Source organism: Paraburkholderia sp. CNPSo 3281, from assembly GCF_024206515.1.
GTDB classification, from domain to species: Bacteria; Pseudomonadota; Gammaproteobacteria; order Burkholderiales; family Burkholderiaceae; genus Paraburkholderia; species Paraburkholderia nodosa.
The window spans coordinates 1-16,330 of the sequence record NZ_JAMBPS010000035.1; the positions used below are offsets into that span (position 1 = coordinate 1).

Annotated in this window: 14 protein-coding genes and 1 pseudogene; 10 read left to right on the top strand and 5 right to left on the bottom strand. The window is 66.4% G+C overall.

Annotation, left to right across the window (positions count from 1 at the left end; genetic code table 11):
- From M3I56_RS27225 to M3I56_RS27245, 5 genes and pseudogenes are all read left to right on the top strand, one after another.
- Positions 1-1,555, top strand: a 1,555-nt coding sequence (locus M3I56_RS27225) for a type VI secretion IcmF C-terminal domain-containing protein (RefSeq protein ID WP_302057021.1), incomplete at its 5' end; no start/stop codon positions are given.
- A complete protein-coding gene (gene tssF, locus M3I56_RS27230) occupies positions 1,552-3,411 on the top strand; it encodes a type VI secretion system baseplate subunit TssF (protein WP_254345719.1) in 1,860 nt (619 codons plus the stop codon). The genes M3I56_RS27225 and tssF, both read left to right, overlap by 4 nt.
- A complete protein-coding gene (gene tssJ, locus M3I56_RS27235) occupies positions 3,411-3,932 on the top strand; it encodes a type VI secretion system lipoprotein TssJ (protein ID WP_254345721.1) in 522 nt (173 codons plus the stop codon). Before tssF ends, tssJ begins: the two co-directional genes overlap by 1 nt.
- A gap of 159 nt (positions 3,933-4,091) precedes the next feature.
- Positions 4,092-4,673, top strand: a pseudogene (locus M3I56_RS27240) (EAL domain-containing protein); the annotation flags it as partial.
- Between the two features lie 140 nt (positions 4,674-4,813).
- Positions 4,814-5,779: a chemotaxis protein gene (locus M3I56_RS27245; protein ID WP_254356599.1), complete on the top strand. Its 966-nt coding sequence runs from the start codon at positions 4,814-4,816 to the stop codon at positions 5,777-5,779.
- Between the two features lie 72 nt (positions 5,780-5,851).
- On the opposite strand, the gene M3I56_RS27250 is transcribed toward M3I56_RS27245, so the two are convergent.
- A complete protein-coding gene (locus M3I56_RS27250; RefSeq protein WP_254356600.1) occupies positions 5,852-6,637 on the bottom strand; it encodes an aspartate/glutamate racemase family protein in 786 nt (261 codons plus the stop codon).
- Positions 6,634-7,878 (bottom strand): D-amino acid dehydrogenase, encoded by a 1,245-nt coding sequence (locus tag M3I56_RS27255; RefSeq protein ID WP_254356601.1) that lies wholly within the window; start codon positions 7,876-7,878, stop codon positions 6,634-6,636. Before M3I56_RS27255 ends, M3I56_RS27250 begins: the two co-directional genes overlap by 4 nt.
- Before the next feature lie 273 nt (positions 7,879-8,151).
- Here M3I56_RS27255 and M3I56_RS27260 point away from each other — a divergent pair, with 273 nt between their 5' ends.
- From M3I56_RS27260 to M3I56_RS41420, 5 genes are all read left to right on the top strand, one after another.
- Complete coding sequence (locus tag M3I56_RS27260) at positions 8,152-9,318, top strand: branched-chain amino acid ABC transporter substrate-binding protein (RefSeq protein WP_254356602.1); 1,167 nt, start codon at positions 8,152-8,154, stop codon at positions 9,316-9,318.
- A 16-nt stretch (positions 9,319-9,334) separates the two neighbouring features.
- Positions 9,335-10,234, top strand: a complete 900-nt coding sequence (locus M3I56_RS27265; protein ID WP_254356603.1) for a branched-chain amino acid ABC transporter permease — start codon at positions 9,335-9,337, stop codon at positions 10,232-10,234.
- Between the two features lie 3 nt (positions 10,235-10,237).
- Entirely contained in the window at positions 10,238-12,097 is a 1,860-nt protein-coding gene (locus tag M3I56_RS27270) for an ATP-binding cassette domain-containing protein (protein ID WP_254356604.1), read from the top strand.
- Positions 12,088-12,849 carry an ABC transporter ATP-binding protein gene (locus M3I56_RS27275; RefSeq protein ID WP_254356605.1) on the top strand — a complete coding sequence of 254 codons (762 nt, stop codon included), beginning with the start codon at positions 12,088-12,090 and terminating at the stop codon, positions 12,847-12,849. Before M3I56_RS27270 ends, M3I56_RS27275 begins: the two co-directional genes overlap by 10 nt.
- Before the next feature lie 180 nt (positions 12,850-13,029).
- Positions 13,030-13,818 carry a helix-turn-helix domain-containing protein gene (locus M3I56_RS41420; RefSeq protein WP_254356606.1) on the top strand — a complete coding sequence of 263 codons (789 nt, stop codon included), beginning with the start codon at positions 13,030-13,032 and terminating at the stop codon, positions 13,816-13,818.
- A 27-nt stretch (positions 13,819-13,845) separates the two neighbouring features.
- Here M3I56_RS41420 and M3I56_RS27285 read toward each other — a convergent pair whose 3' ends face one another.
- Genes M3I56_RS27285 through M3I56_RS27295 form a run of 3 tightly spaced genes read right to left on the bottom strand, consistent with a single transcriptional unit; the run spans position 13,846 to position 16,252 of the window.
- Positions 13,846-14,745 (bottom strand): LytTR family DNA-binding domain-containing protein, encoded by a 900-nt coding sequence (locus tag M3I56_RS27285; protein WP_254356607.1) that lies wholly within the window; start codon positions 14,743-14,745, stop codon positions 13,846-13,848.
- Positions 14,742-15,878, bottom strand: a complete 1,137-nt coding sequence (locus M3I56_RS27290; RefSeq protein WP_051481211.1) for a sensor histidine kinase — start codon at positions 15,876-15,878, stop codon at positions 14,742-14,744. The genes M3I56_RS27285 and M3I56_RS27290 overlap by 4 nt, the downstream gene beginning before the upstream one ends.
- A complete protein-coding gene (locus M3I56_RS27295; RefSeq protein WP_254356608.1) occupies positions 15,875-16,252 on the bottom strand; it encodes a DUF2306 domain-containing protein in 378 nt (125 codons plus the stop codon). The genes M3I56_RS27290 and M3I56_RS27295 overlap by 4 nt, the downstream gene beginning before the upstream one ends.
- Between the last annotated feature and the right edge of the window lie 78 nt (positions 16,253-16,330).

The following is a 16,330-nucleotide window of genomic DNA, read 5'->3' on the forward strand; positions in this document are numbered from 1 at the left end:
GACCGCCGTGGAGGGTGCGGTTGACGCGACGCAGGCTGCAGTCGAAGCAAGGAGGAGCGCCGACGAGCTGAAAAAGCGCCTGCGCGAACGGTATTTCGCGGACTACACGGCAGCCTGGGCGACCATGCTCAACAGCTTCCAGTGGCTCGCGGCGACCAGCTTCTCGGGGGTGATCGACCAGCTCACGCGTCTGACCGATGCGCAGACCTCGCCGCTGCTCGCGGTCATGAAGTCGGTGCAGTACCAGGGTGAGGCGGGCCGCCCTTCGCAGGCACTGACCGATACGCTCGTACGTAAGGCGCAGGGGTTGCTCAGTGGGAGCGATAGCGACCAGACCCAGGCTCCCGTTGTGAATCCGCTCGACCGCTCGTTCGGCCCGCTGCTCGCGCTGATGGGGGACACGAGTCCGGCTGCGGCCAGCGGCAGTGCGGGTAAAGCTGCAGGCGCCAATGCCGCCGCGTTCAACGGCGTCAGCCTCTCCCGGGTGCTGACCGCCGATACGACCGTGCGGCTCAAGCTCCAGCAGATCCAGGCGAGTCCGGATGCGCAGGCCATGGCGCGCAGTCTCGCGCAGGCGGTATTCCAGGGCAAGCTCTCGGATCTCTCGCAGGCGCGCGACGACGCGGCGCTGACCGCCGCGAGCCTGGGCGCACAGTGGGCAGGCTTCGGCCAGACGCTGTTCGTGCAACCGCTCGACGCGGCGTGGCAGGCCGTACTCCAGCCCGCCGCCGCGAGCCTGAACGAGGCATGGCGGGCGGGCGTCGCGGCCCCCTTCGCCTCGTCGTTCACCTCGCGCTATCCGTTCTCGCCGACGAGCGCCGACGCGTCCTTTGCCGAGTTTGGCCGTTACGTGCGGCCCGAGACGGGGCTGATCAACCGCTTTATCGAGCTTGAGCTGTCCGGTGTGCTCAAGCGCCAGGGCGACCAGTGGGTCCCGAACGAACTCGCGCCGCAGTCGCTCCAGTTCGATCCGAAGTTCCTCGCCATGCTGCGACTCATCGGGCCGCTCGGCGCGCGTCTCTATGCGCAGGGCGAGGCGGGTTATCACTTCGGGATCATGCCGCAGCCGACGCCGGACGTAACACGCACGGAGCTGACGGTGGATGGCCAGCAGATCGTCTATTTCAACCAGCGCGAAACGTGGACGCCGCTGGCATGGCCGGGCAACGGTCTGAACGGCCATGCGTCGTTGAACTGGCAGACGCTCAACGCAGGAGTGCGGATCGCGTTCGATGCGACAGGCGACTGGGCCCTTCTGCGGATGCTAGAAAAAGCGCAGGTCAAACCGCTCGACGATACGCGCTACGAAATCGTCTGGAATGGAGGAACGGCTGGCGATGCCGCGAAGGCTGCTTCTACGGCCTCCGGTGACGTTACGGACGGCAAGGTAGCGCCCTTGCATTACGTCCTGCGCGCGCAGGCGGGAGCAGGCCCCCTCGATCTCCTCAAGCTGCGCGGCTTCCGCATGCCCGGGCGCATTTTCGTGACGGGCCGCGCCGGACAGATATCCGGGCTGCCATCACTGCCGCCCTTACCCCCGGAGTTGCAACCATGACGGCACCGTGGAAATCCACGCAAGAGGAAGGCGGAAACCCCTTCCTGAGATATTTCGACGCCGAGATGCGTTATCTGCGCGAGGCGGGTCGCGAGTTTGCACGCGATCAGCCCGAAGCGGCGCGACGCCTCGGTATGCAGTACGGCCAGGAGAACGACCAGGTCCGCGCGGTCAACGAAGGCTTTGCGTTCATGATCGCGCGGCTGCGCATGAAGCTCGACGACGGCATGCAGGAGCTGACCGATCCGCTTCTCGACAATATGTTCGAACACATGGCGCGGGCGATTCCGTCGCTGTCGATCATCGAGTGCGCGCCCCTGAACCGGGGCGCGAAGGTGGCGCAGATTCCCGCCGGGGCGGTGGTGCGCTCGGCGCCCGTCGGTCCTGATGCGGTGCAGTGCCCGTTCCGTACGACGCAGGCCGTCGATCTGCTGCCGCTCTCGGTCGAGGACTCGGTCCTCGCGGTACGCCCTGACGGGCGGACGGTCATCCGCCTGATGTTCGGCCTCTGGTTCGGCGACCAGCGCGAGCGTACCGACCTGTCGCGCATCCGCCTGTACCTGCACGGAGACCGCCCCGCTGCCGCCTCGCTATACGCTGCACTGACGCGCCAGATCGCCGCCATTGGCCTGCGCCTGCCCTCGGTACGCGACGGTGCGCTGGTACCGCTCGACGGCGTGCATTTCACGCCTGCGGGGTTCGGTCCGTCGACGCGGCTGTGGCCGGTCCTGGACCCGAAACGAGACCAGGAACTCGACCGCGAACAGACGCTGCTGGAGTATTTCGTATTCCCGCAGAAATTCCACTTCGTTGACCTGTGCGGCTTCGATAGCGCGATGGTGCCGGCGGGCGAAACGCGCATGACCTTCGAGATCGAACTCGAAGGACGCATGCCAGGCGATCAGCCGGTGGGGCGCGAGAGCTTCCGGCTATTCTGCACGCCCGTCATCAACCTGTTCGAAGTCGATGCGCTGCCATTGCAGCCCGCCGACTGGCATGACAAGGAACACCGCGTACGTGTGCAGTCCGCCATGGAGAGGTATGTCCAGCCCTACGACCTGCTTGAGGTGACTGCCGCCGACCCGGAGGGCAGCGCACGGCACGCCTACAAGGCGTTCAAGAGCTTCAAGCATCGCGGCTGGGCACTGTTCTATGAAAAGCCCGAGCGGTACTTTCATACCGCGACCCGCTACGGCGTGGTGGGGCGGGAACTGTGGGCCAACCTGTCGGGGCAGCTCTGGGAAGGGGTGCACCGATACGCGCCGGACGACGAGGAGCGCCCCCCGCACGACCGCCACGTTACGATTCGGGCGCTCGCAAACAACGGACGCCTGCCGCGCATGGCGCTCGCGGAGGCAACGATCAAGGAGACGGTCTCCGGCTTTACCGGTATCGCGTCGGTGCGCAACTTGGCTTCGCCGAGCCTGCCGCAGTATCCACCGCGCTACTACCCGGGCTACGACTGGCGCGTGCTGGGCCACTACGCCGCGAACGGCGCGAACGAACTCAACCGGATGGTCATGGAGGGCGCTCCGGTCCTGCGCGAGGTACTCGAACTCTACGACTGGACGCCGGACGATGCGGTACCGCAGCGCATTGACGCGATCAGGACCGTGCATTTCTCCCAGGACCAGGAAATCCTGCGAAGCGGCTATGTGTTGCGGATTGCATGTATCCACGTTGAGCTTGATCCGGGCGGCTTCGATGGACCCGGCGACGCGGTGCTGTTCGGCGACGTGCTGAGCTATTTCCTCCGGCGCTACGCAAGTATTCAGTGTTCCATGCAACTGGTGCTCACCATCGACGGCAAGCAGACGGTCTATCCGCGCACCGATTTCACAGGGGCGCCATTCTGATGCGTAGCAGGATCATACGGGCCGCGCTCGGCGTCGGCCTCGCGCTCGCCGTCTCGGCGTGCGGCATGTGGCAGTCCGTCAAGGACGGAACGGTCTCGGCGACGCAGGCCGTATTCGAGACGAAGGTCAAACAGATGAACCTCACCGTTGCGGCGCGTACCGCGCTGAATCAGGATACGCGCGGCGTATCGCTGCCGGTCGTGCTGCGCATCTACCAGCTCAAGGACGACAAACCCTTTGCGACAGCGACCTATGCGCAACTGCTGGATGGCAACGATGCCCTCAAGGCCGCGACGCTCTGGAGCCGCGACCTGACGCTCGGACCGGGGCAGACGTTGAAGGTATCCGAGCCGATGGACGACGCGGCGAATTACGTGGGCGTCGCAGCGTTCTTTCGCGATACGGGCAACACTGAGTGGTCGGTCCTGATACCGAAAGCGCAGTGGAAAAAGACCGACCCGGTCAGGCTGGTCGCCGCCGAGCGCAATCTCGAACTCGACACGGAGCGCGGAAAGAAATGAGGAAGCCGTATCAATCTATCGTCGCTTTCGCGTTGCCCGTTCTGTTCGCCGCGCAGCCTGCCGTCGCATCCGGGGTGCCCGATGCCGGTACATCGGTCGACGCGGCGCGTCTCTGCGGGCAACTCCGGGCGACCGGTGCGACCGGCATCGCGAAAGCGGTGGGTGCTCGAGCACGCGTGCCGCCAGGCCGCGCAGTGGCGGTGCCGCTTCGCGCCCGACTTCGTCATGGCGGTCAACTTCTCGCCGCGCCAGATCGCGGACGGCCTGGTCGAACAGGTGGAGGGCTGCCTCGCGCGAACGGGCCTCGCGCCCGACGCGCTCGAAGTGGAGATCACCGAAGGCATTCTCATGAGCGACAGCCAGCGCGTGCTGCCTCTCCTGCACGCGCTGAACGACATTGGCGTACGCATTTCGGTGGACGACTTCGGCACCGGCTATTCGTCGCTTTCGTATCTGCAGCGTTTTCCGCTGCACCACCTGAAGGTCGATCGCACGTTCGTGGCGGGCCTGCCCGACAACCGCGACTCCGTGGCGATCACCCAGGCCGTCGTGGCGATGGCGCATTCGCTCGGCATGCGCGTGACGGCCGAAGGCGTGGAGACGCCCGAGCAGGCGTCGTTTCTGCGCTCGCTACGCTGCGAGCGCCAGCAGGGCTACCTGTTCGGCAGGCCGGTGAGCGCCCAGGCCTGCGCGGCGCTGCTGCGCGGGCATACCGCTGGCCGCGTGCGCGAGGGCGCATGAGTACGGCCTGATCCGGCACGGTCGTGCGGGATCAGCGGGCTCAAAACAGTGGGCTCAAGATTTTCCGCGCCAGGCCGTAGACGAGGGCAGGAAGCGGATGCCGGACGCATCACGCCAGAGGAAAAGGACACGAGAGAATCATGGAAAGCGGCTTCGCAATCGACGAACGAACCCGCCTGACGAGCACAAACCAGTTCGAGCTGCTGCTTTTCCGTCTCGGCGCGGCGCCGGGCAGCGAGGTTGGCGAAGCCTTCGGCATCAACGTTTTCAAGGTACGGGAAATCCTGAGCATGCCGGCGATCACGCCGATCGCGGCGTCGTCCCCCTACGTGCTGGGCGCGGCGAACATCCGCGGGCAGGTGATGCCCGTGATCGATCTGCCGCGGCTCATGGGCTGCGAGCCGGCCACGGGCCTGAATATCCTGCTCGTGACCGAATTCGCGCGCTCCACCCAGGGTTTCGCACTCGAAAGCGTGGACGAGATCGTGCGGCTCGAATGGAGCCAGGTGCTGACCGCCGACGTCACGATGGGCAACCGCGTGACGAGCATCGCGAGGCTCGAAAACGACCCCGAGAGCAAAAAGCTCGTGCAGGTGGTGGACGTGGAGCAGGTGCTGCGCGACGTGTTCCCGGCGCAGCACGGCGCGGTCGTGGCGGAGGACGTGGGCGAGCCCGCGATGATTCCGCCGGGCGCGAAGGTGCTGGCCGCCGACGACTCGGGTTTCGCGCGCGAGCTGATCGGCCAGAGCCTCAAGGCGCTCGGCGTGGAATACACGATGGCGAAGACGGGCCTCGAAGCGTGGAAGCAGCTCGATGCGATTGCGACGGGCGCGGAACGCGACGGCGTGCGCGCGAAAGATCGCATTGCGCTCGTGCTGACCGACCTCGAAATGCCGGAAATGGACGGCTTCACGTTGACGCGCAAGATCAAGGCGGACCCGCGCACCGTGGATATTCCCGTGGTGATTCATTCATCGCTCACGGGCACCGCGAACGAAGCGCACGTGAAGAATGCGGGCGCGAGCGGCTATGTGGCGAAATTCGCCGCTGGCGACCTCGCGGGCGCGATTCGCAGCGCGCTAGCTGGAAAGCCCATTTACGCGTAATTTCATCAGCTGATGTTCGTGCCGGTGCGCAATGTGCCGGCGCGCCGCTGCTCTCTCGCTATTCTCTTATTGCTAGCGCGCGAACAACCGCCCCAACTGCGGCTCGCTATCCTGCACCCCCGCGAGCCGCAGCGCGTGCCACGCCATCGCGAAGTTGCTCGACAGCACGGGCTTTCCGGTCTGCGCTTCGATCTGCGGCACGAGCGCGGCCACGCGCAGGCTGGTGCACGACACGAACACCGCATCGGCATCGTCGTGGCGCGCCAGCGTTTCTATCGCACTGCGAATCGAACTCGCGTCGATGCGCGCCACCTCGTTGTCGTCCGCATGCTCGAACGATGCCATGCGCGTGACGGCCACGCCGCGTGCCTCGATGTAATCGCGCATGAAGTCGTTGATGGTGCGCACGTAGGGCGTAAGCAGCGCCACGCGGCGCACGTCGAGCGCCTTTAACGCGGCGAGCGCCGCCGTGATCGGCGTGGTGCAGGCAATCTCCGGCCGGGCCTCGCGGATGCGCGCCGCGACCTTTTCTTCTCCTATTACCATCGAAGCCGACGTGCAGCCGAACGCCACTACGTCGAGGCGCTCGCCGGGCAGCATCAGGCTCACCGCGGGTGCGATGCGCGCCTCGATTTCCGCGAGGCGGGGCGGCGTGATGTCTGGCGAATTCTCGAGGCGGCTCTCGTAGAACGCCACGCCTGGCTGGCGCAACAGGTCGCGCCATTCGTATTCGATCGTATGATCGGTGGCCAGCACGACGAGGCCGATCGCGGCGCGGCGGGCAATGCCGCCGTCGAGCGCGAAATCGAGCTTTGTGTAGGCATCCTCGTGACTTTGCGACGGTGCGGTAATGGTCATCTCAGCGTCAATCCCGTCATGTCGAGTTCAGGCTCGCGCCCGGCCATGATGTCGGCGAGCAGTTTTGCGGTGCCGCACGACATGGTCCAGCCCATGTGCCCGTGACCCGTGTTCAGAAAGAAGTTGCGATGGCGCGTGCGCCCGATCAGCGGTGTGCCTTCCGGTGTCATCGGGCGCAGCCCGGCCCAGTACGCGGGCTGCGTGTAGTCGGCGCCCTCGGGAAAGAGTTCGTGCGCCGCCTGCATCATGGAAGTGAAATCGGCGGGCGTGTGGCGCGTGTCGTAGCCCGCGAAATCCGCGGTGGCCGTGAAGCGCAGGCGCGCGCCAAAACGCGCCCATGCCACGAGGTGATTCTCGTCTACCCCGCCCAGCTCGGGCGGGCGATGCCCGGGCCCGCAGGGGAACGTGGCCGAATAGCCCTTCACAGGATAGACCGCGATGCGATAGCCGAGTGGCCGCGCGAGGATCGGCGACCAGGAGCCGAGTGCGAGCACGTAGTCGTCGCCCTGGATCACGCCCGCGCTCGTGCGCACGCCGGCAATGCGGTCGCCGGCGGCTTCGATGGCCTCGATGGGGGCGTCGAACACGAAGCGCACGCCCATACGTTCGCAAACTTCCTTAAGCCCACGAGTGAAGCGGTGGGCGTCGCCGCTTGCGTCGCTAGGGCAGTAGATCGCGCCCGCAATGCGCTCGCGCGCGTGGGCGAGCGCGGGCTCGCGTGCCGCGACCGCGGCGGCGTCGAGCGTTTCGAGCGGCAGTCCGTTTTCCACGAGGATCGACATGTGGGCGCGGCCGCGCTCGAACGAGGCGGCGTCGCGATAGAGATAGAGCAGGCCGCGGCTGATGAGGTCGTATTCGAGCTGCTCGCGCGCCGTGACCTCCTGCAGTTGATGCTGCGAATAGCGGCACAGCCTCACCTTGCGCGAGGTGTTTTCGCGCGAGCGCGCCTCGGTGCAGTTGAGCAGGAATTGCGCGCACCATGCCCACATGTGCGGATCGGCTTTCAGGCGCAGGCGCAGCGCCTGGCCCTCGACGAACAGCGATTTGAGCAGGATTATCGGCGCACGGGGCGAGGCCCACGTGTACGAGTGGCCCGGCGCGACGAGCCCCGCGTTGGCGAAACTGGTTTCGAGCGCAACGCCTGCACGTCGCTCGATAACGGTGACGTCGCGGCCGTCGCGCGCGAGGTAATACGCGCTCGTGACGCCTGCTATGCCGCCGCCCAGTACGATGGTCTTCATTCGCGCCCCTCCCTGCGTGTATACAAAGTACCTTCACGCTGCCGCGAGCGCACGCAATTTGTATACGCGCATACCCTATGGCTGCTAAATGGTGGCATGCATCTATCATGGATAAGTCGTTATGCGCCGGTACCCATGCAAGCTGCGCGCCATGAGCGGGCAAGACCTGCTGGGCATCGCACCGGACGAATTATTTCGTTTCGCTAACTGACCGCGCGGGCTCGCCTGCGTTGCGGCATCGCCCGGTCGGGTCCACGCTCAGGAGCCGCTCATATGAATCCTCAGAACAATGGCGCGCTGCACGCAACCCTCGCGCTCACTCTCTTTTCGCTTGCCGCGCTGGCGCCTGGATTCGCACAAGCGCAGACCATCAAGATCGGCGTGCCGGTGCCGCTTTCGGGCAGCAGCGCCGCTGCGGGTACCGATATCCTGAACGGCGCAAAGCTCGCGGCCGCCAAGATCAACGCGGCGGGCGGCGTGCTCGGCAAGCAGATCGAACTCGTGCCCGAAGACGACGCGTGCGACGCACAAACGGCGGTTCAGGCCGCGCAGAAACTCGTGGACGCGGGCGTGGTTGCCGTGGCGGGCGGCTACTGCTCGAGCGCGGCTTTGCCCGAGTTGACCGCCTTCCACCGCGCCGGCATTCCCTACGTGCTCGATGCCTCGACCAATCCGAAGCTCACGGAAATGGGCTACGACAACGTGTTTCGCACGATTGGCCGTGACGACGAGCAAGGGCCATTCGCGGCCAGCTTCATGAAAAATTCGCTGCACGTGAAGCGCGCGGCGGTGATCGACGACAACACGACCTATGCCAAGGGTCTCGCGCAGAACACCGTGGAATCGCTCAAGAAGATGGGCGTGGATGTCGTCTACGCCGACTCGATCACGCCGGGCCAGATGGATTATTCGCCTACGCTCACCAAGGTTTCCTCGCTCAAGCCGGACGTGATCTATTACACGGGCTATTTCTCCGAAGCGGGCCTGCTCGTGAAGGAAGCGCGCCAGGTGGGTCTGAAGATGACCTTCATGGGCGGCGACGGCACCAATGACCCCACGCTCATGAAGACGGCAGGGCCGGCCGCCGACGGCATGATCATCACGACTGCGCCGCTCGCGCAGTTCCTGCCTGGCGCGCACGACTACCTGGATCAGTACAACAAGTCCTATGGCCAGGGGCCGGGGCCGTACTCGGTGTACGAGTACGACGCGGTGGGCGTGACCGCCAAGGCCATCGCCGACGGCAAGTCGGCAAAGCCCGCCGACATCAGCGCCGCGCTGCACAAGATCACGAACTACCAGGGCGCCACGGGGACGATCGGCTTCAATCCGAAGGGCGACCGCAGCCGCGCCGTGTACATCACGGTCGTCGTGCATAACGATCAGTTCGAGCCTTACCAACGCCAGGATGCAAACGGCAAGTGGGTGGCAATGAAGTAAGCGCGCCGGGCCGCTCATGAGCACCTTTTTCCAGTTCGTCATCGAGGGGCTGACGATCGGCTCGTTCTACGCGCTCGTCGCCCTCGGCTACACGATGGTCTACGGCATCATCCGGCTCATCAACTTCGCACACGGGGATCTCTTCATGGTGGGCGCGTTCGTGGGCTGGACCGCGCTCTCCGCGCTCGCGGCCGCTCGCCTGCCGCTCGTGCTCGCGCTGTTCGTGGCCTTCGCGGCGGCCCTGCTCGCGACCGGCGTGCTCGGCGTGGCGATCGCGCGCGTGGCCTATCAGCCGTTGCTGCGCGCGCCGCGCCTGTCCATTCTCATTACGGCGCTGGCCGTTTCACTGCTGCTGGAGAATGGCGTGCTGATCGCTTACGGCGCGGGCTTTCGCACATATCCGCACCTGCTCACGCATACCGGCTTCGACATCGCGCAAGTGCACATCACGTTTGCGCAGATCGGCATAATCGCGGCCAGCTTCGCGCTGATGATCGCGCTGTATTTGTTCGTACACCATACGTTCGTCGGCACGGCCATGCGCGCGCTCGCCATCGACCAGGATGCGGCGCGGCTCATGGGCATCGACGTCGAGCGGCTCATCCAGCTTACGTTCTTCATCGGCTCGGCGCTCGCCGCGGTCGCGGGCGTGATGGAAGGGCTCTTCTACACGCAGATCAACTTCTTCATGGGTTTCGTGCTCGGGCTGCGCGCGTTCACGGCGGCCGTGCTCGGCGGTATCGGCAATATTCCGGGGGCGATGGTGGGCGGCTTCCTGATCGGCTTGCTGGAGGCGTTCGGCGCGGGGTATGTGTCTTCGCAGTGGACCGACGTGTTCGTGTTCGGTGTGCTGATCGCCGTGCTCGTGGTGAAGCCTACCGGGCTGTTCGGCGAACGCGTGGTCGAGAGGATGTGAGATATGCGCGCGCGGGCCACGGACACCTCATGGGTCGTTTCCGGCGTGCTGATCGCGTTGGCGATCGCGCTGCCCAAGTTTGCGAGCGGCTATATCGTCGACGTCGGGCTCACTATCATCACCTACGCGATTCTGGGCCTCGGGTTGAACATCGTCGTGGGCTATGCCGGGTTGCTCGATCTCGGCTACGCGGCCTTTTTCGCCATCGGCGCCTATACCACGGCGCTGCTCGAGACGCTGCTGCATTTCTCGTTCTGGGCGACGCTGCCGTTCAGCCTGGTGTTCGCGGGCGCTTCCGGTGTCGTGATCGGCTATCCCACGCTGCGCCTGCGCAGCGACTATCTCGCCATCGTCACGCTCGGCTTCGGCGAGATCACGCGCATCGTCGCCACCAATCTCGACATTACCGGTGGGCCGAACGGCATCTACGGCATCGAGCCGCCGAACCTGTTCGGCTTCGAGTTCAGCTCGCCGCGCTCGGTGTACGTGCTGGGCATGGCGTTCTTCATCGCCGTGCTGGTGTTCGCGGTGCGGCTCGGACGCTCGCGGCTCGGGCGTGCGTGGACCAGCATCCGCGAGGACGAAGCCGCCGCCGAGGCGGTGGGTGTCGCGACCTTGCGCGTGAAGATGCTCGCGTACGTGATCGGCGCGCTGATCGGCGGCCTCGCGGGCAGTCTGTTCGCCGCACGCTTCGGCACGATCGACCCCACGGCGTTCACGTATCTGCAGTCGGTGACGATCCTTATCGTCGTCGTGATGGGCGGACGCGGCAGCATCCCCGGCGTGATACTCGGCGCGCTGATCGTCGCGGGGCTGCCGGAAATGCTGCGCTTCCTGAACCTGTGGCGTATTTTCGGCTTTGCCGTGGCGCTCGTCGTGCTCATGTTGTTGCGCCCGCAAGGACTGTGGCCCGCGCGCGTGAGGCGTGCCGCGCCGCGGCCCGAAGAAGAGACGGTAGCGCACGAAGCGGAAGCGGCGGAAGCGGCGGGCAAGGAAACCGGGGCGGCCGTTTCTCTCGCCGATAGCGGCGGCCTCGAAGCCGCCGCCGCGCGCGAAACCCTGCTCGAGGTGCATGGCCTCGAGCGCCGCTTTGGCGGCGTGCGCGCGATCGGTGGCATTACCTTCCAGGTGCGCAGCGGCGAGATTCTCGCGTTGATCGGCCCGAACGGCGCGGGCAAGACCACGGTGTTCAACTGCCTGACGGGCGTGATCCGCGCGAGCGGCGGCCGCCTCGTCTGGCGCGGCGAGCCGCTTGGCGGCGGTGCGCCCCATCGCAACGTGCATCGCGGCATTGCGCGCACGTTTCAGGGCATCCGCCTGTTCAACCATATGAGCGCCTTCGAGAACGTGCTGATCGGCATGGATCATCGCCTGCACACGGCCCTCGTGGCGGAACTGGTGGGCACGCGCGCCGCGCGCGCCGAAGCCGCCGAGCATGGCGCGCTCGGGCAGCGCTGGCTCGATCTCGTGGGGCTCGGCGCGCGCGCGAGCGAATATGCCTCGGACCTGCCGTATGGCGATCAGCGCAGGCTGGAAATCGCCCGCGCGCTGGCTAGCCAGCCACGCCTCTTGCTGCTCGACGAGCCCGCCGCCGGCATGAACCCAACCGAAAAGCACGCGTTGATGGCGCAGATCCGCCGCATCCGCGACCTGGGCGTGACGGTGCTGCTGATCGAGCACGACATGGCGCTCGTAATGGGCGTGTCCGACCGCATCATCGTGATGGATCATGGCGAGATCATTGCTGAGGGCACGCCCGCGCAGATCCAGAACGACCCGGTGGTGATCGACGCCTACCTGGGCACGGCCGAGGAAAACGACGGACCCGACGCCACGGACGGGGAGAAGTCGCTATGGAGTTAGACACGACCGGCAAACTCCTCGACGTTCGCGACCTGCGCGTGAATTACGGCAACATCGAAGCGCTGCACGGCGTTTCGCTCGACGTCGGGCCGGGCGAGATCGTCGCGCTGCTCGGGGCCAACGGCGCGGGCAAGACCACGACGCTGCGCACCATCTCTGGACTGCTGCGTCCGCGCGGCGGCAGCATTGCGTTCGAGGGGCAGGCGCTCGCCGGGCTGCCGTCGCATCGCATCGTCGCGCTTGGGATTGGGCACGTGCCGGAAGGGCGGCGCATTTTCGGCGGGTTGACGGTCGAGGAAAACTTGCGCCTGGGCGGCTACCTCTTGCGGCGCGACGCCGGCGCGCTCGACCAGGGCATTGATAAGGCATACGAAACGTTTAGCCGGCTACGCGAGCGCAAGGATCAACTCGCCGGCACGCTGAGCGGCGGCGAGCAGCAAATGCTCGCGATTGCGCGTGCGCTCATGCTCAAGCCAAAGCTCGTGCTGCTCGACGAGCCTTCCATGGGGCTCGCGCCCAAGCTCGTGCGCGCGATCTTCGAAGTGATTGCGCGCATCAGCCACGCGGGCACGGCGGTGCTGCTCGTGGAGCAGAACGCGCGCCAGGCGCTGCGGATCGCGAACCGGGCCTATGTGCTGGAGGGCGGCCGTGTGGCGCTCGCGGGTTCGGCCCACGAACTGGCCGACGACAACCGCGTGCGCGCCACGTATCTCGGCGGCAGTGCCGCGGCGCAGGAGGGAGGGGCCGTCTAGGTCGCCAAATCGGCTCTCTGGAATATCCATTCCTAATATAGAGAATCATTATCGTTTGCATTAGCAATTAATCGCCATTCGATGCAAAATAAGAGACACGGCGACCCGGCGCGCGACGTGCCGGGCATAAATTGCGCAAACAGCTATTTTTCTGGAAAATCAGCGAAGGAATTTCCGATCGTGGATCAGATCTGGCGGCAACGGCCCGAAATCACGCACCGCAAGCGCGAACGGCCAATCATGGCGACAAGCTATGAATACGACGCCGCCCATAGGGGAACGTGGCATTTGCACGATCAGGGGCGGTTCGTCTTCACGATGAGCGGGGTGCTGCGCGTGATGACGCCCATCGGCATGTGGACGCTCGGGCCGCAGCGCGGACTGTGGATCGCGCCGCGCCTGGGCCACGAGTGGATCGCGACGAGCGCGGTGTGCATGCATAGCGTGTCGTTCGAGCCGGAGGCGTCGCCGTGGCCGGAATCCGCGTGCCACGCGGTGCGGGTTTCGCCGCTGTTGCGCGAACTGGTAGCGGCGCTGGTCGAAGACCGCGAGCACGACCCGGAGAGCCGCCACGCGCTCATTACGCCGCTGTTGCTCAGTGAAATGCGCGCTTCGCGCGAGGCCTCGGGCGGCGGGTTGCCGCTGCCGCTCGACCGGCGTTTGCGGCAGATTTGCGATTTCCTGCTGGCGGCGCCGGCCAATGGCGACTCGCTCGCGATCTGGGGCGAGCGCGTGGGGGCGAGCGAGCGCACGCTCGCAAGGCGCTTCAAGGACGAGACCGGGTTGACGTTCGGCCACTGGCGCCAGCAGCTGCGCATCGTCGAGGCCGTGTCGAAGCTCGCCCAGGGCGTGCGCGTGGCGGAGATCGCGGCCGAACTCGGCTATGCGAATTCGAGTGCGTTCATCTCGATGTTCCGCAAGACGATGGGCGAGCCGCCCCAGCGGTATTTGAAGAGCGAGCCGCGTTGAAGGCGTTTGCCGTTGTCGCGGCGCGCGTCACATCTGCTTGAACAGGTGGGCGTATTGGCGGCTCACGTCGAGGGCGCCCGCGTGGCCGCGCAGTCTCAACGTCATCTTCCCGATCGCGCTGACCGAGGCGCATTCCACCTGGTCCACGTTGACCACCGTGCCGCGGTGAACCTGCCAGAAGCGCGCCGGGTCCAGTTGCGCGCATAACTCCCGCAGGCTCGTGCGGATCAGCAGTTCGCCGCTGCGCGTCGTGACCACGACATATTTGTCGGCTGCTTCGAAGTACAAAACATCTTCCACCGGCACCATGCGGATGTCATTGCCGCTGGAGGCGCGCAGATAACGCAGCGGCGTCCCGCGCGGTGCGCTCTCGGGATTGCCCGCTCGCGCACCGGCACGCGCTTCGCGGACGTCCTGGGTGATCGTTTCCAGCTGGCGCAGCACGCGTTGCAGATCGGCCTGCATCTGCGGCGCCTCGGCGTCGTTCGCCGACGATCGCGCGAGCCGGACGCGCAGGCGCTCCACCGTGCGCGCGAGGCGCGCCGTCTCCACGGGCTTGAGCAGATAGTCGATGGCCGCGGCCTCGAAGGCTTCGAGCGCGTAGGCGTCGTAGGCGGTCACGAACACGATCTGCGGCGGCGCGGCGAGATTCGCGCACGCGCGCGCGACATCGAGGCCGGTCGCGCCCGGCATGGCGATGTCGAGGAACGCGATGTCGGGCGCGAGCGCGCCGATGCGCTCGATGGCGTCGTGGCCGTTGCCGGCCGTCGCCACGATGCGCAGTTCCGGCCAGACGGTGGCGAGTTCGCGCTCCAGGGCGGCGGCGATCAGCGGCTCGTCCTCGGCGATCAGCGCGGTCGGGGCGTCGGGCGACCGGTGCGCGGCGTCGCTATGCTGCGCGGTATCGGCGGGCGTGTGGCGTTTCATGATCTGGACTCCTGCACGCTTGCGCCAACGGTATCGCGCAGCGGTAGCCGGACCCGCGCAACGAGGCCATGCGGAACGTTCTCGATCAGCGTGAGCGACGCTTGCTCGCCATAGAGCGCCGCAAGCCGCTCGCGCACGTTCACGAGCCCGACGCCCGCGCCCTGGGTGCCCGGCGTCGCGCCGAAGCCCGGGCCCGTATCGGTCACGCTCAGCTCGACATGCTCACCGTCGCGGCGTGCGAGGACGTCGATTCTGCCGCCCTCGAGCGCACCCTGAATGCCATGCTTGAGCGCGTTCTCCACGAGCGGCTGCAACAGCATGGGCGGCACCGGAAGTTCTGCGCAATCGCGCGGCAGGTCGAGCGCGTAGGCGAGGCGCGGGCCGATGCGCATGGCGTGCACGGCGAGCATCGATTCGAGCACCTTGAACTGCACCGCGAGCGTTTCGCTTTGCGCGCGCGAGGCCTCCAGCGTCGCGCGCAGGAAGCGGTTGAGGCTCGCGAGCAGGTCGCGCGCACGCGGCGGGTCGGACGCGATCAGGCTGTCGAGCGTCGCCAGCGTGTTGAAGAGAAAGTGCGGCTCGATCTGCGCCTGCAGCGCCTGCAGACGCGCGCTGAGCGCCGTGCGCTCGGCGGCTTCCTTTTGCCATGCCGTGTGCGCGACCTGCTCGCTCAGCTCGGCAATGCGCGTGCGCGACCAGCCGTACCAGGTGACGAGCAGCGTGGCGGTCAGCGCGATCCAGCCGGTGAGCGCGAGGTCCTTTGTCGCGAACGCGTTGTGCAAGCCGATCCCGAGCACCACGCTCGCGATGCCGCGCCCGAGCGACGCGCCGAGCACGATGGCGAGCACCATCGCGAGGGCGAGCCGCGGGCCCGTGAGCGCATTGTGGCGTTGCAGGAAAAAGCGACCGACGTCGAGCAGCAGCATGATCGAAAGCCCGATCGCCTGGCTGAAGACGAGGTTGTCGATGAATCGCTCGTGCACGCCCGCCGCGGTGAGCGCGACCGCAATCAGCGCGTTGCCGATCACGACGATCACGCCCTCGCGCGCGAATCCGGCGATCAGGACATTGGCCGCCGGCGCGGGGAGGCGCGCGGCGGCGTTCGGAAACTCGACGTGCATGCCAGGAATCATGCGATCCAGCTCGTGACGATGAGGTTGAGCAACCGGTGCGGCGTCGCAACGGCGGCGAGACCGGCAGCGATGAGACCGAAGAACGAACCGCGCATGGCGAGGCGATGGCCGCGGACGTTGCCGTGGCGGATCGCCCAGATGGCGCGCCCGACGCTCGCGAACGTCAGCAGCGACAGGCCGTGCACCCAGGACAGATGCCCCGGATGCAGCTCGCGGATGTCGAACGAACTGAGCGCGGCGGCGAACATCGTCAGCGCCCAGAGGCGGCCGAGCCACTTGTGACGTGCGCTGCCCTTTTCGGCCAGCATGACGGCGGTTCCGAGTATGACAGAAAGCGTCGCGGCGACGATGTGCGCAGCAATGATGGCAGACATGCTGGCTCTCCTTGGCGGGTCGAGCGGGTGCGATGTCTGCAGTGTGGTGAGCGGGGGCGGGGCGAGCGAGGGGGATGC